Here is a 19,890-nt window from a genome sequence, read left to right as displayed (position 1 = left end):
GCTAATCTTTAGATTTTATTGATAGAAGATGTGACTAGCTGACGGCATGGAGATCGTCCCATCAGAGCGTTTCCCGAATCGCGACCCGCAGGGCCTGCTGGGCTTTCTCGGGTATGTGCGTGAAGTGGCCGCGAAGAAGGGCCGCCCGCAACTGGCCAGCATTTCTCTCGCGGTCAAGCACATCGACCCGCTTGCCGTGCTGGAGTCCATCTACGAGCCGGGCGAACTGCACATGTACCTGGAGCAGCCGCAGTCGGACGAGGCCGTGGCCGGAGCCGAGGCTATCCTGAGTGCTAGCTTCACCGGGCCGGACCGCTTCGCGCAGACGCGGGACTGGCTCGCTCAGGTCTGGGACAACACGATCGCCATCGGCGATCTCGACTGCGCTCATAGTGGACCGCGTGCCTTTGCGGCTTTTACTTTCTCGGAAGAGCGAGGAAGCGACCCGTCTTCATTCGCGCCGGGTACGGTTTTTATTCCCCGCTGGCAGGTCGCTCGCCGGCAGGGGGTATCGACGGCAGTGGCGAATGTGCCGGTGACGGCCGATGCCCCGATCGAACTGCTGGCGGAAAAGGTCCTCGCCGCGCACACAAAATTCTCCGTCTTCGACTACGCCGCCATGCCTGCGGACGAGGCTGCGCCCCCTGCTGTATTCAAAAACCATGACGTGGGTGGTGAGAGGTGGTTCCCCGAGGCCGTGACGCAGGCGCTGGCAGATATTCGCAGCGGGCTCTACCGTAAGATCGTGCTTGCGCGTGCGGTCGATCTTGAGGCTGAGCGTGACTTTAACCCACTGGAGACGCTCAACGCCCTGCGTGAGAGCTACCCGGCGTGCTTCGCCTTTTCTTTTTCCGGCGGCGATGGACGCAGCCTGATCGGCGCGACCCCTGAGCGTTTGGCTCAGGCGGTGAACGGGCGCTTGATCACCGGTGCTCTGGCCGGATCTGCGCCGCGCGGTAAACGCGCTGGTGACGATGCCCGTCTGGGGGCGGAGCTACTCGCCTGCGATAAGGATTTGCGCGAGCATCGACATGTGGCTGACGCCATCGAGCGGCGCCTGCGCGCGCTCGGGCTTGATCCGGAATGCGCCGCCCAGCCGCGCCTGCTCAAGTTGCCCAATGTCCAGCATCTGCTAACGCCGATCGAGGCAGTGCTGCCGCAAAGTGTTTCGCTGCTGGATGCCGCCGGTGCACTGCACCCGACGCCCGCTGTTGGCGGCGTGCCGCGCGAGGATGCCGTCCCGCACATCGGGCGCATCGAAAACTTTGACCGCGGTCTCTATGCGGGCGCCCTGGGATGGATCGACTATCGCGGTGAGGGCGACTTTGTCGTGGCGATCCGCTCGGCGCTGGTCGAGGGGAATCGAGCCCGCCTCTATGCGGGTGTTGGTGTGGTCGAGGGGTCCGACCCGGCTCGCGAAAAGGCGGAAACAGATTTGAAACTGCGGGCCATGCTCGATACGCTCCGCTGAAAATCGCCTATTAATCTACAAATACCTGGCGTGGAAACAGAGCTTGTATTTGGCTCTGGGGAGCGCGAGCGACACGTAATGGACAAACTCTGCCTGGCAAATCTCAACGTATTTTGGGGTGGTCTCATCGCCGAGACGCTGGCCCGCCTCGGTGTGCGGCACGCGGTGATCTCGCCCGGTTCGCGCTCGGCACCGCTGACCCTGGCCTTTGCGACGAGTGCGGAGATCGAGGCCGTCCCTGTATTGGATGAGCGCTCGGCTGGGTTCTTTGCTCTCGGGTTGGTCCGCCGCACCGGTAAGCCCGTCGTACTCGTGTGCACTTCAGGTACCGCAGGCGCGAATTATTTTCCCGCAGTGATCGAGGCCCAGATGAGCGGCCTGCCGCTGATCGTGCTCACCGCCGACCGCCCTCCCGAAATGCGCGACTGTGCCTCCGGGCAGACGATCGACCAGCGTAAGCTGTTTGGCAGCTATGCGGTATGGGAGCATGAACTGGCACTGCCCGGCGTGGATCGCCTGCGCTACCTGCGCCAGACGCTGCGCCACGCCGTGCGCCGCAGCCTGACACCTCTGCCCGGCCCGGTGCACCTCAATGTCCCCTTTCGCGATCCGCTCGCTCCGGTTGAAAGCCCCGAGCCGTTCCTGCCCAAGGGCTTCAAACTCGATGAATTTTTGGCAGGCGTGTGCCCGCCACAGGTGTCCGGTACCGCTGCGCAGTTCGATGCGATCGAGCCCCACGAGCGCGGGCTGATCGTGGCCGGGTGCGCACAGGTGGAGAATCCCGCGGCCTATGCCGAGACGGTTTTCGGCATGGCGAAACAACTTGGCTGGCCTGTGCTGGCGGATGTGCTATCGCCACTGCGCGCACATGCCCCGAAGGAGGCTCCGCTGGTGACCAACTATCACGCACTCCTGCGTGACCGGGCCTGGGCCGAGCGTCAACGCCCGGACTTTGTGCTCCAGTTTGGGGACCTGCCCACGAGTAAGATTTTGCGGACCTGGCTGGCGGAGGCCGAGGCTGATACGCTCATTATCGACAGCTCGTACCGTAACCTCGACAGCGCGCATGCGCGCACGATGCACCTGCGACTGGGGGACGATGTGTACGCTGAGCCGCTGGATATGCGGCCCTCGCCGCTCTCGCGCTACACCGAGCAGTGGCTGCGGAGGGATCGCGAGTTTGCGGGTCGTATCCAAAATCAACTACGCTCATGCGAATCGTTTTTTGAGGGAAAAATTCCTTGGCTGCTTTCGCGGCGTCTACCCGAGCGTACACCGGTGCTGGTGGCGGCGAGTATGCCGGTGCGCGACGCGGAGTTGTTTTGGCTCCCGTCTGAGCGTGGGTACCGCGTGCAGGCGAATCGGGGGGCGAACGGTATCGACGGTACGCTCTCGACTGCACTTGGCCTGGCCCATGATGGCAAGCCAGCTGTCCTGCTGACGGGCGATCTGGCTTTTCTGCATGACAGTAACGGGCTGCTCTCGGCTCCGCGTCTGCGGGGCAGCCTGACCGTGATCCTCGTCAACAACGGTGGCGGGCGCATTTTTGAAAACCTCCCGATCCGCGAGTTTGATCCGCCGTTTGAGGACTACTTTGCCACCCCGCAGCAGGTGGACTTTGAGAAGCTGGCTGCCGCGCACGGCATCGAATACATCAAGCCGAAGGATTGGCCCGAGCTGGACCGGCTCGTAAGCCAGTTACCGAAGCAGGGCCTGCGCATCATCGAGGTGGTGACCGACCCCGCTGATGATGTGCCCCTGCGTAAGGAACTGCTCGGTGGTGATGCTGCTAATGTGTCTTCGCAAAAGCATGTAGCCGGTAACGCCTCCGCATCGCCCGAGTCGCGCGAACGTGTCGAACCTGAGGGCGGTAGCTCGAAAAAGAAAAGCCGCCCGCGTCGCCGCTCGCATGCTAAAGATCGCCCTGCGCCGAAAGATGCGGGACCGACGCCAGCTTCTGAACAGAATGCTCCCGAGCAACCAGAGGCGGATCGTGGTCCGGATAAAACTGAGGTAGACGTGCCGCCTGCCGAGGCTCCTGAGGCGCCGGCTGCTGATACCGCTAAGAAAAAGCCCGTGAAGAAGGCTGCTCGAAAGACGGCTGCGACGCCGAAGAAGAAAACCGCCCGTAAGGCTGCGGCCCGTAAGCAGACTGCTCGCCGCCCGCGTCGAAAGACGTCGAGTCAGGATGATGCTCCCGCAAAGCCCGACAGCAGCGCTGGAGACCAAGAAAAGTAGCAGCGTCGCGTTTTTCCGGGAGGTTCTGTCTCGGGGGTGAATAGTTCGGTGCCGCTTGGCTTGTCAAAGCGGGGCGGGGTTGTCATGGTTTGGGGTCATGAATTGGACCAAAGTCAGGGATTTTGAAGAAATCGTATACGAGAAGCTGGAGGGCGAGGGTATTGCCCGCGTGACGATCAACCGCCCGCACCGCCGCAACGCCTTTACCCCGGATACGGTGGCCGAGATGATCTGCGCCTTTACCGATGCGCGTGAAGACCCCAAGGTCGGCGTGGTCCTGCTGACTGGTGCCAATCCGCAGACCGACGGCAAGTACGCCTTCTGTGCCGGGGGCGACCAGAAAATCCGTGGCCATCAGGCAGGTGGCTACCAGGGTAAGGACGGGGTGCCGCGCCTCAACGTACTCGACCTGCAAAAGCTTATCCGCTCCATGCCAAAGGTCGTGATCGCGCTCGTGGCCGGGTACGCGATCGGCGGTGGCCACGTGCTGCACGTGGTCTGCGACCTGACTATCGCGGCCGACAACGCCGTCTTTGGGCAGACCGGCCCGAAGGTCGGGAGCTTCGACGGCGGGTTTGGGTCGAGCTATCTCGCTCGCATCGTCGGCCAGAAGAAGGCGCGCGAGATCTGGTATCTTTGCCGCCAGTACAACGCTGAGCAGGCCAAGGAAATGGGCCTCGTCAATGAGGTCGTGCCGGTGGACCGCTTACAGGAGGAGGGTGTGCAGTGGGCGCGCGAGATCATGCAGCACAGCCCGCTCTCCATCCGCTGTCTCAAGAGTGCCTTTAACGCGGATGTGGACGGCCAGCAGGGGTTGCAGGAGCTGGCCGGTAACGCGACGCTGCTGTACTACTTAACCGAGCAGGGTGACGAGGGCCGCCGCGCCTACGTCGAAAAGCGTAAGCCTGACTTCAGCCAGTTCCCCTGGCTGCCTTGATCGGGGGGAGGGAAGGAGGCGGGGCTGCGCGCACCGCACCCACGGCAGGCAGAGCCTGCACTTTCGATGCTGCGCATCGTGTCAGCGTTTAATGAAAGCAGCATTGCTGTTTCATTAAACGCTGAGCAGGGCATCAAAACTGAGTGGTGGACCTGTGATGCTATCACATTACTTTGCCCCTGCTAAGGGATAGGCGAGAGGCAGGCCAACGAGATTGATCAATCCGTTACTGGGGGCAGCGAACGCAGTCCTGCTAGATCCCGCTGCCCTTGGAGTAAATCTCGGGCTGGACGTAGACGGATGCCATGTTGGCGCGGTTGGCGGACTCGATGCCCAGGAGGCTGTCCTCGAAGACGACACAGCTCTCCGGCGGGACGCCCATGCGCTCGGCGGCGAGCAGGAAGCAGTCCGGGGCAGGCTTACTGTGGGTGTAGTCCTCGCGGGTGATGATGACCGGGAACAGCTCGTGCACGCCGGCCTGCTGGAGGGTCTCGTGGACATGGCGGTAGGTGCCGCCGCTGGAGACGGAAATCTTCTTACCCTCGGCCGCATACTGCCGGGCGATCTCGATCACCTCGACGATGGGGGTGATCTTGTGGTGCAAGTGGTCGAGCATCTCCATCTGGGTCTTGACCGTAGCATGAGGATCGAGCGTGTCTCCGAAGCGTTCGTTGAGCTGCACGACGGAGTCTTCCAGCCCGGTTCCGGCCATGGAGTAGAACAGCTCCCAGGTAAAGTCGAACTTGGCGTGGTGGGCCTTGAAGGCCTCGACCCAGGCCTGGTAGTGCACGGGCATACTGTCGGCCAGCGTGCCGTCGCAATCAAAGATGGCACCCTGGAAATCACCTGCTGGAATTTTTAACATCGCGCACCTTTCTAGGGACTGCTCAGAGGGGAGACGAGTGCAATCTTGGAGGGCGACAGGTTCCGGCGAGGGGGACAGGGCCGCACAGAGCAACCCACGCAGAGACGACTTTCGGTTGCAGCTGAACGAGTTTAGTTGCCAGGCTTAACCGTGGAATTGACGCGAGGCCTGTGGCAGCAAACAATATCGCGCGATGTCCAAGCGGTCGCGCAGGTTATCCTGCAGGACAGTTTGGCTACCAACACCTCGCTTAACCCCGTCCCATTTGTATGATGATGCACTTGCTTACCCCGCGTGCGTACGCGTCCGCCCTCGCTCTGTTGGCCCTGCCTCTGGCGCTTCAGGCCCAGAGCGCCAACGCCGGCTTTGAGAAGATCGACCCCGAAGGTCAGTACGCCGAGCTGAAGATCATCCAGGAGGATGGCTCGGTGTATCGCACGCCGGTGGAGGATTGGGAGGGAGCACGCCAGCGAGTTGCCAATGACCCGGAGTGGGCCACATGGCTCGCCAAGCAAAAGAAGATGGTGGATGAGTGGATGGAGCGCCATGAGGACCGCACGGAGTGGGTCTGCGGCGTGTGGAGCCGCTTCGTCAGCCCGGTGGACGGTTCGTTTCTGGTCTGGACCGATGAAGTGCCCGGCGAGGAGACAGACTTTCTCATGAGTCGGAACGGTGACCGCGTCGAGGTGACTGAGACGATCAAGCAAAGCTGGGTCTATGGATTCCGGGCACGTCACTTTAAGCGCATGGTGACCGCCGCGCGCCTGTACCGGCTGACCGGCGAGCAGAAATACGCTGACTGGGCCGCTGAGCAGCTCGATTTTTACGCAGAAAACGAAGACGCCTTTCCGGTGCGTGATACGCGCTCGCGGATCGGCGGGGCCAGCCTGACGGATGCCAACTACCTGACCGATATGACGGAAACGGCGCGCCTGCTTTTCAATGATGTGAGCGAGGAGCGGCGTCAGTACTGGTTCGATCATTTGTTTAAGCCCGAGGTGGATCTGCTCAATATGTCCATGCAGCAGACCCACAATATCGCGGTGTGGCAGCGCTCCTCTCAGGCACAGGTTGCCCTGCTGTATGACTCTCCGGATATCTGGGCCCGGGTCATCGACGGGCCGCACGGCCTGCGTGAGCAGATCCGCGAGGGGGTGACCTCTGACTATCTGTGGTACGAGCAGTCGATGGGCTACAACGGCTATGTCGTGCGGGCCTCGCAGCAGCTGTTTCTCTTCGCGGGTCTGGTTGGTAAAAAGGACCAGCTCAAGGAAGAGGCCGCTATCCTGCAAAACCTGATGCTTTCGCCCCTGTTTATCCGCTTCCCGAATGATAACCTGCCCAATCCGGCGGACATCTACGGGATCGCCAAGGTCCAGACCCAGGTGTTGGCTGACAATGCCCGCACGTTCCCGACGGTCCTGGGCGTGCAGAAAGCTGCGCAGGCTCGCAACTGGAACACCCTGCTGGACCCGATCGAGGTACCCGAGGATGACGGGCACCCCGTCTACCCCCAAGTGGTTTCACGTAATATGGAGTCGACGTGCTTCGCCCTGCTCAAGGACAACAACTGGCAGCTCTTTTTCCACTATGGGCAGCTCACGAGGTCTCACTCGCAGGCTGAAGCGCTGAACTGGTCCGCGTACTATAAGGGGGAAGTCGTCTCGCAGGACGTGGGCACCACCGGCTACGGCTCGGCTCAGCACAAGCAGTACTACTCGAAGGGGCTGGCCCATAATGTGCCGCTCATCAACGGCGAAGGCCAGGAGCACTGGCAGCCGGGCGAGCTGCTATCCTTTGATGCGGAGGGACCCGAGCTCAGTGTGAGCGCCACACAGCCGGAGTATCGCTCGAATGCCTCTGCCACCCGAACGCTGACGCTGGTCGATGATGAGCTGATTGAGGAGACCACGGTCGAGCTCAACGACGGGAGCGCTCCCGCGCTGCTGGGACTGAGTATGAACCTCTACGGCCAGCCCGAGCTCGGCGACGCATTTACACCGGTTGACGATTTTGCCAAGGGCCGTCCGGAAGCCTTCCGCTACTGGAAGGATGTGCGTGCAGCGTCCTTTACGGATGAGGCTGTGTTTGACGTCGTCCTGGAGGGCGGGCAGGTGATGCAGCTGACCGTTGAAACCGAGGGGCCCTTTACGCTCTATCAGGGGTCCGCCCCTGAGCGTCTACCTGCGCGGCGCGCTGGCTTCTATCTGGAGAAGGACGACAAGGCGACCTCAGCCAGCTTTACGGTGACGCTGACCCCTATCATAAAGCCCTGAGGAGGGCTCCATCATAGAGGGGGATTCGCAAATGTGCTCTCCTGAGCGGATAGCGCTTAGGATTCCTGCTCCGTCGTCTCGCTCTTTTTCGCAGCCTTCTTGGCCGCCTTCTTCGCGGGGCGGGGCGGGAACTCGAAGCCGATCTTGCCGCCATCCTTGAGGGTGAGGAATGCGTCGAAGAGGCGCTTGGTGCGGTTCGAGCGGAAGCCCTTGATCAGGTCGGTTTTCTTCTCGGTCAGGAGCTTTTTGATCTGCTCGGGCGGGAGTGCCTTACCGAGCATATTTCGGCTCATGCGGAAGGCTGCGCGGCCCTTGGCGTCCTTGCCCTCGGAGATGTAGGCGTTGGGCGTCTCGTGCACGGGGCTGCCGTCCACCGGCGAGATGCCGATGACCGGGAACTGCGAGAGGTCGATGTCCTCGTCGCCGCCGTTACCGCTGTCGCCGAAGTCCAGCTCCACGCGCAGGGAGCCGTTGTCCTTCTCGGAGAGCTTGAGCACGGCGGAGAAGGCCTTGCCCATGCGGGACTTGAAGCCATCGAGCGGCCCGATCTCGCGTTTTTCGAGCAGGGTCTCGACCTCGTCCGGGACGAGCTTGCGGTTGCCGATGACTTTGTTGACGGAAATTTTCGGAATAGCGCGGCCCTTGATGTCCAGCGACTCTTGAGAGAACCACGCACGGTGATCCTCCATCAGCGGTGTGCCATCGAGCGGTGAGCGCAGGTGAGTCTCCTTGGCCGGGGGTGGGGCGTTGAGGTTGCTGATCATCTCCTCGGTCATGGAGACGATGCCCTTCATGAACTGCTCACGGGAGAGTTCACCCTCTTCCATCTGGCGGAGCTTGTGCTCCCACTCGCCGGTCAGCTCGGGGCGGGTGAGGGCGTCGATCTTAAAGGTACGCAGGAACTTTACGAGGTCCTCGGCCTTTTGGGTCGGGGCCAGCTCGCGGCCTTCGCGCTCGATGTAGCGCTCTTTGACCAGGTGGTCGATGGTGGCAGCACGGGTAGCCGGGGTGCCCAGGCCGCGCTCCTTCATGGCATCGCGCAGTTCCTCGTCCTCGACGAATTTCCCGGCGCCTTCCATGGCGGCGAGCAGGGTGGCCTCGGTGTAGCGCGGTGGCGGGCGGGTCTGATCCTCTTCGAGGCGGGCCTCGGTCAGCGCGGACTTTGCAGGTGAACCATCTTCGGGGGAAAGCGGGGGGAGGGTGTCCTCGCCGTTGCCGCCCTTACCGTAGACTTCGAGCCAGCCGGGGAAGGCGAGCACCTTGCCCTCGGTCTTAAAGGTATGGCCACCGAGCTCGCTCATGCGGGTGGTGACGTCGTACTCGGCCGAGGGGAAGAACACAGCCATGAAGCGGCGGGTGATCATGTCGTAGATCTTCTGCTCGCGCTCCTGGAGTTTCTTCGAACTGGTGTTGGTCGGGATGATGGCGAAGTGATCGCTGACCTGCTTATTATTAAAGATGCGCTTGTTGCCGGTGTAGACCCAATCGTTGTTGAGGACCTTCTCGGCGTGGACGGCGTAGGGCTCCGGGAGGCTGGAGAGGGTGCCGCGGACGGTATTGCCGTAGTCCTCGGGCAGGGCCCGCGAGTCCGTACGCGGGTAGGTGATCATCTTGTGCTTCTCGTAGAGGGCCTGAGCGATGTTCAGGGTCATCCCGGCCGGGAAGCCGTAGCGGTTGTTAGCCTCGCGCTGGAGGGTGGTCAGGTCGTAAAGCCGGGGGGAAGCCTGCTTGCTGCGCTTCTTTTCCTCAGTGACGACTGCGGTGGCGGCTGCGCGGACGTCGGAAAGGACGCGCTCGGCCTCTTCCTTTTCCCAGAGGCGGTCGGCACGGTCGTGCTCGTCATCCCCCTTCTTGAAGTCGGGCTTCTGGTAAACACCGGGATAATCGCCAGCGTGGACGTGGAAGTCCGCCAGGATGCGCCAGTAGGTGCGGGGCTTGAAGCCGCGGATCTCACACTCACGCTCGTAGACGAGGGTGAGGGTGGGGGTCTGGACGCGGCCCACAGTGGCAGCAGTACCGCCACGGCGACCGAACTGCACGGTGGCGCCACGGGTGCCATTGATGCCGATCAGCCAGTCGGCCTCGGAGCGGGAGCGTGCGGCATCCTGCAGGGGCTGCATCTCCTCAGAGGAGCGCAGATTGGAGAAAGCATTGCGGATGGCGTCCGGGGTCATGGAGGACATCCAGAGGCGGCGGGACTCCTTCTTGTAGCCCTTGGCCAGATCCATGATATAAGTAAAGATCAGCTCACCCTCGCGCCCGGCGTCACAGGCGTTGATGATCATGCCCACGTCGTCGCGGGCGATGTGCTTCTTAAGCTCCTGAAATTTCTTCTTGGTCTTGTCGATGGGGCGGAGCTTAAAGGTCTTGGGGACGATGGGCAGGGTCTTCAGCGTCCAGCGCTTGTAGTCGGCGCTGATGTCCTCAGGCATGATGAGCTCGACCAGGTGGCCGACCGCCGAGTCGATAATGTACTCGTCGTTTTCGTAGTGGTCGCCTTTACGGGGGATGCGGCCAAGAACGCGCGCCAAGTCTCCGGCGACGCTGGGTTTCTCCGCTATGACAAGGGTTTTCATGAGGACAGTGCTGGCTGAAAGTCAGGGAGGGAAGCGGTAAGGCAGGGGCTATGGCAAGCAATAAATAAAAAGCCCAATCCCGGTGACAGGATTGGGCCGAAAGGAAAATCCGGGTGAATCCGCCGAATTACTTGGCCGCGAACTGGGGGACGAGGTCGTCCAGGGCAGCAAGAAGCTCGGCCATGGTCTCGTCGGTTTCGTCGCCCATATTCGAGATGCGGAAGGCCTTGCCCTTGAGCTTGCCGTAGCCGCCGTCGATAACGCAGTTGTACTTTGTCTTGAGGGCGTCGTTGAGCTTGGGCAGGTCGATTTCGCGCAGGTTCTTGATGCAGTTCAGCGTGACCGAGCCAAATTCCGGTGCGGGCAGCAGCTCCATTCCGTTTTTGGCGATCCAGGCGCGGACGGTCTCATTGAGGCGCTTGTGGCGGGCGTAGCGGTTTTCCAGCCCTTCCTCGAAGATGTCTTCGAGCTTGCTCTTGAGCGCGTAGATGAGCGGGATGACCGGGGTGCTCGGGGTCATGCCCTTTTCGTAGTTCTTCTGGAACTCGATGAAATCGAAGTAGTAACCGCGGCCTTCAATGCTGGCGGCGCGGTCGAGGGTCTTCTGGGACACGGAAAGCAGGGCCATGCCGGGAGGGATGGCGAGGGCCTTCTGGGTGCCGGTCAGCATGACGTCGAGGCCGAGGGCGTCCTTGTCGATCTTCATGGCCGAGAAGGAGCTGACGGTGTCCACGATCGAAACCACGTCCGGGAAGTCCTTCAGGACCTCGGCAAGGGCCTCGATGGGGTTCATCGTGCCGGTGGAGGTCTCGTTGTGGATGATGGTGATGGCGTCGTACTCGCCCGTGGCCAGTTCCTTGCGGACGTCCTCGGGGTTGATCGGGGTGCCCCACTCGTACTTGAGCTCCTTGGCGGGGATACCGCAGCGGCAGGAGACGTCGTACCACTTGTCCGAGAAAGCGCCCGTGCAGCAGTTGAGCACCTTCTTTTTGACCACATTGCGCAGGGAGCCTTCCATCACGCCCCAGGCACTGCTGGTACTGATGTAGACCGGGTCCTGCGTATAAAAGAGCTGCTGGAGCCCGGGTTGAATAGATTGGAACAGTGCGACGAAGTCCTTGCTACGGTGCCCGACGACGGGAGTCGCCATGGCGCGATAGGTTTTCTCCGACACCTGGACCGGACCGGGAATGTAGAGTTTATAGCTCATGGAAAAGTTGAATAGCGAATCAGAAACCGGCGAATCGTCAACAGAGTTTGCATCCGCAAAAAAGTTAATATCCCCGGTTACGGGCCTCATAACCGGCAGTTGGTATGGTTTTTCGGCCTAATACCCCGTCCTGACAGGCTCGGGCAAAGGCCGGAAAGGTCTACTCCCAGCGGCGAATATCCGACCTGGCGGGACGGTAACGGCTCAGGAGGCTGCGCTCAGGGCCGCCACGCGGAAGGGCTCGCCGCTGTCCCCCTCGGGGCTGCGCTCCTTGAGGATGGTGCGGTTGTGGTCGGCCATCACGATGACGCGGGGCTTCCAGCTCTTGGCTTCTTCGTAGGAGATCTGCGCGAAGTTCATGATCACCAGCAGGTCACCGACTTTGCCCTTGTGGGCGGCCGCACCGTTCAGCGCGAAAGTGCCGGAGCCCTCGGGGGCCTCGATGGCATAGGTTTCCAGACGTTCACCGTTGGTGATGTTGCCGACCAGGATTTTTTCAAAGGGCAGCAGGCCGATGCGCTTCATGAGGGCACCGTCGATAGCGAGGCTGCCTTCATAGTCCGCAACGGCTTCGGTGACTTCCGCACGCAGGATTTTACTTTTGAGTATTTCTACGGTCATGACCGGGATGGATTCAAACACTCCAACAAAGCAGATATTCGGCCAAAGTCAATGAATCACTCAGGCCGGGCCTGTATTGATCGGCTTTTACAGCCGTTCGTGGTTAGGCATCGCCCTTGATCTGCTGGGTGGAGGATTTTTAGGCAGGGCAGCTTAGCGGGCGCTTTGCTGCTCGGCGCTTTTGAGCATTTCGGCAATCCCCAGGGGCAGCTCAGAGAGGACCTTGAGGGCGTCCGGGCCCTCGGCATTGACCAGTGCGACGAAGCCCGTGCGGTAGCCGGGGAAAATGGCCATGGCCATGCTGTGCCGGTCGTAGCTGCCCATCGTGCCGATGATCTCGACATTCCGGTAGTAGCGGCGTGACCAGCCCATCCCGTAGTTGCGGCTGTCCGCGGTGCGGGCGGGCTGCCAGCGCTCGCGGATACTGACCGGATCGGCGATGCGTTGCCCGTCCGGGCCTACGCCCATGTTTAGCTCGGTGATGAGCCAACGGGTCATGTCGTAGAGGCTGGATTTGAGCCCGATGGCGGGGGTAAAGGCGTTCTGCTCGGGCTGCCAGAATTCAGTGGGGTCATAGCGGCCGCGGTCGGTGTAGGTATGGGCGCTGGCCATCTGGCCGGAGGCCTGAGCGGTGGCGAGGGAAAAGGTCGAGTCCGCCATGCCCAGCGGGGTAAAGATCCTCTCCTGCACGGTATCGACGTAATCGTCGTAAAACTCGCCTTCCTTGCCGTCTGCGCGGGGCAGAAGATAGCCCCCGGCGGCGACGCTGACCTGGCTGACGTTAAAGCGTTCACCGGGCTCGGCAATGACGGGAGCCTGTGCAATGAGGGCGAGCACATCCTCAGGGCGCGCCCAGGCGGGATCGAGGATGTCGTCCGTGTAGTCAGGGATGCCGGCCGTCATGGTCAACAGGTTGCGGATCGTGACCTTATCGGAGAGGGACTGCGCGCTCAGGCGGAAGCGCGGCCAGAGCTTCTGGGCGGGCTTGTCGTAGGTAAAGGAGCCGTCCTCAAGGGTCGCAGCGAGCAGGGAGGTGAGCGCCTGGGTGGCGGGACCGGCGTTGAACCGCGTGTGCTCGGTCAGCTTTTCGCCGGTTTTGACATTGGCGTAGCCGAGGGTCTGCTGGAGGACGATTTCGCCGTCCTGCACGACGGCAAAGGCCATGCCCGGTAGCCCGTAGTCCTGGCTGAGCCCGGCGATATACTCGCCGAAGCGCTCCAGCGTCTCGGGCGGGATGGTCGGTAGGGTGGCTCCGGGGTCCAGGGTGTGAACGGCCGCCATGTCGCTGACGTCCATCTCGGCGTTGACCTCGCTCTCGCCAGGCTGCAGCGGGATGACCAGCCCGCCATTGCGGAACTCCGCCTGTGCTGCGGCATCATGCACGCACAGGGTAAATAGGATGACGGGTACAAGCCCGCGGCAAAGTCGCCACCAGCGCATGGTTGTTATATGTGCGCGTTGTGCCCCCGGCGACAAGGGAAAAGCAGTGCTATCTCCGTTTCCTGCTGCCGGAAATAGCTCACTCAAAGACGAACAGCGTGCCGCCGAGGCGGCTGATGACCTGCTTGACCTCTTCGGAGTCGTTAACGCTCTCGCGGCGGCTGACGACAGCCTCGCGTCCGTTGCGGATGTACAGGTCCATCATGGCCTCGTAGAGGTCGCGCACATCCTTGGAGCTGCCCAGACGGTACTCGATGGTCTTGGCGTGGGTGGAGGTCGGGTAATCCTTGATCACGAGCCCACCCTCGGTCGGGGCAATCGTTTCGTTCCCGCGCTGGCGGAGCTTTTGCACGGCGGGCGGGACGCCTGTTTGATTCGTAACGGCGGCGGGGGTCTGCTCGGGGAGCTTGTCTTTCAGGCTCTCCGGGTCAAAGGGCTCGGTCGCGTAAACGCGAAACTGCGAGGTCACGCCACCAATGTCCACCACGAGCTCGGTCACCAGATAGGGGCCGGTCTGGTACTGCTGGAGCGAAAGGGCATAAACCATGTCCGCCCGCCCGTAAAAGGATAGCTCGCCGGGCATTTCTACGCCGAAGATTGCCGGGTTGTTGATTTCCCCGTAGCGGATCACGAGATTCGCATGGGCCGCAGGCAGGGCCGCTAAAACAAAAAGGGCTGGCAGAAAAAAGCGACGGATGGGGGCGAAAAGCTTCATAACACGGGAATGAAGCCGCAGCCTAGCGCAGTTACCGCCGGGGGGAAAGTCTGGAATGCTCAGGCTTACTGAGTTTTGTTGTGCTTCCAGAAAAGCGCCGCCGCCTCAGTACGGCGGGTGACGCCGAGCTTGCCCATCATGTGTGAGCTGTAGTTCTTCACCGTTTTCTCGCTCAGGCTCATGCGGCTGGCGATTTCACGGTTGGTCATGCCGTCTGCCATGAAGGTGAGGACGCGTGACTCCTGTTGGGACAGGACGTTTAGGGGGCTGGAGCCTGGCTGGGTATGGTTAAAGGCGCTCAGGAGAATGTCACTGTCGACGTAGCATTCGCCACGGGAGGTGCGCCGCACGGTATCGATGATCGTTTCCGTGCTGGCTGTTTTGGGGATCAGGCCGTGAATGCCGCTGGATATCGCCTCGTGAACCAATTGTGAGTCCGGCTGCGGATTCAGGCACACCAGCGCACAACCGGGCAGATTGTTTTTGAGCCAGGAAAGGAGCTCGATGGCCTGTCCATCCGGGAGAAACATGTCTGCCACGACCACATCGGGTCGCTGACTCGGGAGAGATGCGTAAGCTTCTTTGAGGGTCGAGACAGAGCCAACAACGCTCAGCCCCTCGGTGGTACCGAGGAGATGCTCCAGGCCGTGACGTACGATTTCATGCCCATCAATGACAGTAATACGTACGATTCGGCGTTCTGGGTTGGAAGTCATGTTCACACTCTTTTTGCGATGATACTCCTGTAAAGGCAGGAAACGTCTCCCGAGGGACGGACGCTCTAGTGTTACGGGGGGCGTAAGAACTCAATTAAACGATCTCTTTGCCTAATAGTATCGATCAAGTACTCGGTGACTTTAGCAAAAATTTTATGTCTAGGATGCGTCCCAATTGGGTTACGGGCCATTCCCTTCGCCCCGTATGGAAGGCCAGCGCTGGAACTGTGGTTAAGTGACGAAAAAGCACGCACCCGTTAGGATGCGTGCTTGAAAAAGAGTGACTGTAGCTGCTTCTAGTCTTCCAGGACAATCATCTGGTGGCACAACAGGCGGGGCAGGGTGAGCTTGAGCACACCGCCGTCCTGCTGGAAGGCCAGAGCTTTGCCCTCGGGCTGGAGGGTGACGGCCGAGACCTTTTTATCCACCTTGAGCTCGACGCCGATGTTGTCCACCGGGGTCAGGTCCTCGATCACCTCGTAGGACATCTGGCGGCCCGCCACGTTACCCCCGTGGAGCTCGGTCGCGCCACCGCGGTTGATGGTGTTGGCGTAGAGCAGATGCAGCACGGAGCGGTTCTCCAGGTCCTGCCGGGTGTAGGTCACGCGCCCGGTGGAGGGGAGGCCGCTCAGGCTGAGCGTTTCGTCCTCACCGAGCAGGCGGCGGATCGCCTTACCGATGATCTGGCGCAGGGCGACCTGCCCGAAGCCCCGGTAGATCGAGAAGACCGGGTGGGCGAGGTAGAGGATGTTGCCCTTGTGCACGCCGCAGGCGTAGCCGGAGGAGTCGGGACGGGCGGGGGCGTGCTGGTGGCTGCAGAAGTGATCCCAGGTGCGGTTGAAGTACGGGTCGTAAACGTCGCCCAGCGATTCGCCGTCGGTGACCTTCAGGCGGCGGCTGGGGCGGTACATGACCATGGGGTTCGAGACGAATTCGGCCCGCAGTTCTTCGGTGGGGACGATGTAGTCCGGCAGGAACTCGGAGGTCTCGCCGACTTCGCCGCCGATGTCGAAGAGCATGCCCCGCTCGGGGTCGATGCCGCTGTCGCCGGAGAGGAGAAGCTTACCGCCGGCTTTGAGGAAGCCCTGGAGGCGGGCTTCGAGCCCCTCGTCCACGGTAACATCGTCGGGCAGGACGAGCATCTTGTACGCGGTAAAGTCCGTCTGCGTGTCGATCACGTCAAAGAGGATGTGTTCCTCGAGCAGGACGCGGGCTGCGCCGGTGTCCGAGGAGGTGTCACGATCGCCCGTGCCTTTGAAGGCGTCCTCAGCGTGGGTGGAGATGCTGCTGAGCAGGGCCACGTCGGCGACGTTGGCTGCGCCCTGCACGTAGGCTTCCTTGCGGGCTACGTCGCGGTAGGCCTCACCGATGATGCCGTAGGTGCTGGCGTCAAGCTGACCGGTGGGGTGGAGCTGGTCGCCGATGCTGCACTTGGAGCCGTAGGCGAGCATGGCGCAGCACTCGTAGCGCAGGGCATTGGGGGCCTTGTAGCCGCCGAATTCGCCCCAGGTGGAGTGGAACTTGCCGGTCATGCCGAGGAAGTCCAGGTCCAGTGTCTTGGCGTACTTGGCCGAGAGCGGGAAGTGGTCGTAGCCCCAGCCGCCGGTGGGCAGGCTCTCCAACTCCAGATGGCTGAAATACGGGAAGATCTCGCGGTAGCCGGGGATGATGTGGCCGCTGTTGTGGAAGATGCGCATCTTCGGGTCGATGCTGCGAACGGCGTCGGTCACGCGCTGGTAGTACTTATAGAGGGCGTCGACCTTGCTCTGGAGGCGGTCCTCTTTCTTCATCGGGTCGAGACCCTTTTCCTTCATGTGGGCGAGGCCCCACTGGGAGCAGTCCTCGTACTGGGTGATGATGTCCAGGAAGATGCCGTCGGCCTCGGGGAAAAGTTTCACCACTTCCTGCACCTGCTCGCACAGGTAGTCGAGGTAGGGTGAGTGGAAGCTCATGGACTTGAAGCCCGGATCGAGCGGGGACTTTGTCCAGCCGCCGTAGTTACCCTCGGGGGTGATGATGCGCCACTCGGGATGTTCCTCGGCCATGACGTTGTGGACACCGGCGGTCAGGTAGATGGGGACGTTGACGTCGATCTCCTTGCAGGCGTCGTACTGAGCGCGCAGCAGGTCGAACTTCAGGCCGGGGTGCTTTTGGCCGATCTTGGTGTCGTAGTAGCTCCAGCCGTGGTGGCAGGTGGCAAAGGTCGTGATGCTGTCCACGGCGGCTTCCTTGAGCATGGCCTGGTAGGCCTGCTGGTCGAAGCTCGAGCCGATCTGGTCAATCGCGCCGGAGGTGTGGAAGTCTAGGTGGATCTGTCGAAAACGAAGGGGGTCTGTCATGGGGGCAAAGCTTGCTCGCTTTCGCCCATTGGCTAAAGGATAAATGCTTGTCGAGATAGAGTCTGTGGTGGTATATTTTCACCATGAAAGTCCTGTCTGAATGGTGGCGATGCCTTAATGATCCTCCCGAGGTCGTGCAGCTGGCATACTCTGTCCACGGTCAGCATGTGGAGCGGGAAAGCTTTCTGCTGCGGGAGAGCTGGGCGCTTCACTTTTACCGCTACGAGGGTGAGCTGCATGTGGCAGGCGAGGTTTTTCCACTCCAGCCCGGTTCGGTGTCGCTGGTTCCTGCCGGGATCCCGGTGACCTATGTCTACCGGGGGCGTTCCGAGCATTTGTACGCACACTTTCGCCTGCCCGCGACGGGACAGCAGCTGCCTGAGCGGGGGTTCTTTTTCCCGCCTGAGCGCCGACTGGATGCCCTGCGGGAGCGGTTTGGACAGGTCGTGGGCTACCGAGTGCAGGAGCCCGCCCGCACAAACGCGCGGCTCTGGGATGTGCTCTTTGGCTTGGCGACGGTGGCGCGTTTTCCGGGGGAGCGGACGGCGCATATGCGCCTCATCGATCAGGCTGCCCGCATCTGCCAGCAGGAGATGGCGGACTGCCCGACAGTGGCCCAGCTGGCCGGGCGCTGCCAGGTCTCGCACAACCAGTTTATCCGCATCCTCAAGCGCCACACCGGGCTCACGCCGCAGGCATGGCTGCGCAAGCAGCGCACGGATCGTGCGCGTGAACTCCTGATGCACTCAGACGTACCGGTGAAGGTCGTCGCCTGCGAGGTCGGCCTGCCGGACCTCCAGCACTTTAACAAGGTGATCCGCCGGGTCTTCGGCTGCTCCCCGCGTCAGCTCCGCGAAAAAGGGAACTGAGGCGAAGAGCGTACCGAAGCCTTTGGCCACTGCATGCGGCGAAAGTCCGGGCTGGATCTTTAAACCTTGGCGGGTCGGGATTCCAGGGCGCCTGCCTTGTCCAGGCGGGCAATTTGCTTGGCGTAGCGGCGGCGGATTTCATCCGCGCCGTCCTGGCGGCCGGTAGCTTCGAGGTGCTCCAGATAGGCTTTGAGTCCCTTGAGCTTGGGCTGGCCGGGCAGGTCATCGTCGCAGATGCGGGCGTGGAAGGGGCCGCCCTCGCGGACGACGGTCCAGAGCGGATCGACAACATCGTTCCCTTCAAAGGCCATGGCCTGCATCTGCGCATCATGCCAACGGGAGAGGCGCCACTGGCCTTCGCGGCAAAGCTCGGGATGCTGCTCGGCAAGGTTGTTCTGCTCGTGCGGGTCGGCTTCGAGATCGTAGAGCATTTCCTGCGGGAAGAGGTGGAAGCCGTCGTGATAAGTACGCATGTAGAGCCACTTGTCCCAGCGGATGGAGCGTTGGCAGACGTGGCAGCACTGGCTGATGGTGACCTCATCGCGGCCGACGTTGACGTTGTCGGTCAGGGCGCTGGCGTAGGATTCGCCGTCCCACAGGGGCTGCTTTTCACCGCCGAGCAGGTCCATCAGGGTGGGGGCCAGGTCGAGGTTGTAGTGCAGCTTGGAGTTGCGAACGCCCTGCGGACCGTCAGGCCATTTGATGATAAGCGGGATACGGCAGGTGGCGGCGTCGGCGGTGCCGTGCTCTCCGTAGATGCCAAGCTCGCCGAGGTTCTCGCCGTGGTCGGCAGAAATAATGATCACGGTGTCGTCGTAAACACCGGCTGCCTTGAGCTGGGCAATGATGGATGCGACCTGGTCGTCCACGTACTTCACGCCGGTGTCGTAGCCGTCGACCATGCGGCGCAGGGAGTCCTTGTCGGTGATTTTACCGGGGTGGCGCGGGTACTCGGGTGACTCGTTGTCGTTGTACATGCCGATCTCGCCCATGGTGTGCGGGCCGGTCATCTTGCGGTGGCGTGCGATGACCTCGTCATCGCTGAGCCAGGCCGGGAGCGGGTCGTCCTTGAAGGGGTCGCCGTAGTCCTCCGGGGCACGATAGGGGGTGTGCGGGTCCCAGTAGTTGATGTGCAGGAACCAGTCATCCTTGCCGGCGTTATCGGCCAGCCATTTGTCGACAACGGGTTTGACGACCTCGGCGGACTCCATGCCGCCGTCTCCGGTGTTGTGGATCTCGTTAAAGCCCGCGTAGAAGTGCCAGGCAGCGTGGCGCTGGCCAAAGGGGCTGATCATGGCGGTGTGGTAGCCGAGCTTCTGAAGCTGGCGGCCGAGGCCCTGATCATCGAAGCTGTCGCGGAAGTTGCGACCGGGGCCCTGGATCTTGGGCTGGGCAGCGGTGCCACCGTGGCCGACGACGCCGGTCTGGATGCCGAAGCGGCCCGAGTAAAAGGCGGTGCGGGAGGGCAGGCAAGGGGCGTCGGGGGTGTAGACCTGGTCAAAGACGATGCCTTCGCGGGCGAGTTGGTCGATGGCGGGGCTGGTGGCGCGGTGGTAGCCGTAGCAGCCCAGATGATCGGGGCGCTGGCTGTCGATGTCGATGTACAGAATGCGCATG

At 61.9% G+C, this 19,890-nt stretch carries 14 protein-coding genes; 5 read left to right on the top strand and 9 right to left on the bottom strand.

From position 1 onward, the window contains the following. Positions 1 to 46: 46 nt before the first annotated feature. The 3 genes from K0V07_RS02675 (at position 47) to menB (ending at position 4,646) form a co-directional block, all read left to right on the top strand. On the top strand, positions 47 to 1,471 hold the full coding sequence (locus tag K0V07_RS02675; protein WP_220622990.1) for an isochorismate synthase: 1,425 nt from the start codon (positions 47 to 49) through the stop codon (positions 1,469 to 1,471). A gap of 78 nt (positions 1,472 to 1,549) precedes the next feature. After that, a complete protein-coding gene (gene menD / locus K0V07_RS02670) occupies positions 1,550 to 3,709 on the top strand; it encodes a 2-succinyl-5-enolpyruvyl-6-hydroxy-3-cyclohexene-1-carboxylic-acid synthase (protein WP_220622989.1) in 2,160 nt (719 codons plus the stop codon). 97 nt (positions 3,710 to 3,806) lie between these two features. Beyond that, a complete protein-coding gene (gene menB, locus K0V07_RS02665; protein WP_220622988.1) occupies positions 3,807 to 4,646 on the top strand; it encodes a 1,4-dihydroxy-2-naphthoyl-CoA synthase in 840 nt (279 codons plus the stop codon). Between the two features lie 253 nt (positions 4,647 to 4,899). Here menB and K0V07_RS02660 read toward each other — a convergent pair whose 3' ends face one another. Continuing rightward, entirely contained in the window at positions 4,900 to 5,511 is a 612-nt protein-coding gene (locus K0V07_RS02660; protein ID WP_220622987.1) for an HAD family phosphatase, read from the bottom strand. A gap of 269 nt (positions 5,512 to 5,780) precedes the next feature. Between K0V07_RS02660 and K0V07_RS02655 the strand changes: the two genes are divergently transcribed. Continuing rightward, the gene (locus K0V07_RS02655) at positions 5,781 to 7,787 is read left to right on the top strand and encodes a heparinase II/III family protein (protein WP_220622986.1); all 2,007 of its coding nucleotides are present in this window, start codon (positions 5,781 to 5,783) and stop codon (positions 7,785 to 7,787) included. 56 nt (positions 7,788 to 7,843) lie between these two features. Here the strand turns inward: K0V07_RS02655 and K0V07_RS02650 are convergent, their stop codons facing one another. The 7 genes from K0V07_RS02650 to K0V07_RS02620 form a co-directional block, all read right to left on the bottom strand. Further along, positions 7,844 to 10,363, bottom strand: a complete 2,520-nt coding sequence (locus tag K0V07_RS02650) for a DNA topoisomerase III (RefSeq protein WP_220622985.1) — start codon at positions 10,361 to 10,363, stop codon at positions 7,844 to 7,846. Between the two features lie 127 nt (positions 10,364 to 10,490). Then, entirely contained in the window at positions 10,491 to 11,573 is a 1,083-nt protein-coding gene (locus tag K0V07_RS02645; protein ID WP_220622984.1) for an alanine--glyoxylate aminotransferase family protein, read from the bottom strand. Positions 11,574 to 11,777: 204 nt separating this feature from the next. Next, the gene (gene panD, locus K0V07_RS02640) at positions 11,778 to 12,194 is read right to left on the bottom strand and encodes an aspartate 1-decarboxylase (protein ID WP_220622983.1); all 417 of its coding nucleotides are present in this window, start codon (positions 12,192 to 12,194) and stop codon (positions 11,778 to 11,780) included. 153 nt (positions 12,195 to 12,347) lie between these two features. Continuing rightward, positions 12,348 to 13,634 carry a serine hydrolase domain-containing protein gene (locus K0V07_RS02635; protein WP_220622982.1) on the bottom strand — a complete coding sequence of 429 codons (1,287 nt, stop codon included), beginning with the start codon at positions 13,632 to 13,634 and terminating at the stop codon, positions 12,348 to 12,350. A gap of 79 nt (positions 13,635 to 13,713) precedes the next feature. Continuing rightward, positions 13,714 to 14,349, bottom strand: a complete 636-nt coding sequence (locus tag K0V07_RS02630; protein WP_220622981.1) for a hypothetical protein — start codon at positions 14,347 to 14,349, stop codon at positions 13,714 to 13,716. Between the two features lie 65 nt (positions 14,350 to 14,414). Then, positions 14,415 to 15,065 carry a response regulator transcription factor gene (locus K0V07_RS02625; protein WP_220622980.1) on the bottom strand — a complete coding sequence of 217 codons (651 nt, stop codon included), beginning with the start codon at positions 15,063 to 15,065 and terminating at the stop codon, positions 14,415 to 14,417. A gap of 296 nt (positions 15,066 to 15,361) precedes the next feature. Continuing rightward, positions 15,362 to 17,404, bottom strand: coding sequence for a beta-galactosidase trimerization domain-containing protein (locus K0V07_RS02620; RefSeq protein ID WP_220622979.1), 2,043 nt, complete (start codon positions 17,402 to 17,404; stop codon positions 15,362 to 15,364). Positions 17,405 to 17,487: 83 nt separating this feature from the next. Between K0V07_RS02620 and K0V07_RS02615 the strand changes: the two genes are divergently transcribed. Continuing rightward, positions 17,488 to 18,273, top strand: a complete 786-nt coding sequence (locus K0V07_RS02615) for an AraC family transcriptional regulator (protein ID WP_220622978.1) — start codon at positions 17,488 to 17,490, stop codon at positions 18,271 to 18,273. Between the two features lie 59 nt (positions 18,274 to 18,332). Here the strand turns inward: K0V07_RS02615 and K0V07_RS02610 are convergent, their stop codons facing one another. Then, entirely contained in the window at positions 18,333 to 19,889 is a 1,557-nt protein-coding gene (locus K0V07_RS02610; protein ID WP_220622977.1) for a sulfatase, read from the bottom strand. Position 19,890 lies beyond the last annotated feature (1 nt).

The organism is Ruficoccus sp. ZRK36 (genome assembly GCF_019603315.1).
In the GTDB taxonomy this organism is placed as follows: domain Bacteria; phylum Verrucomicrobiota; class Verrucomicrobiia; order Opitutales; family Cerasicoccaceae; genus Ruficoccus.
Note: the sequence above shows the minus strand (reverse complement) of the source record. Positions and strands in the feature narration are given on the sequence as shown.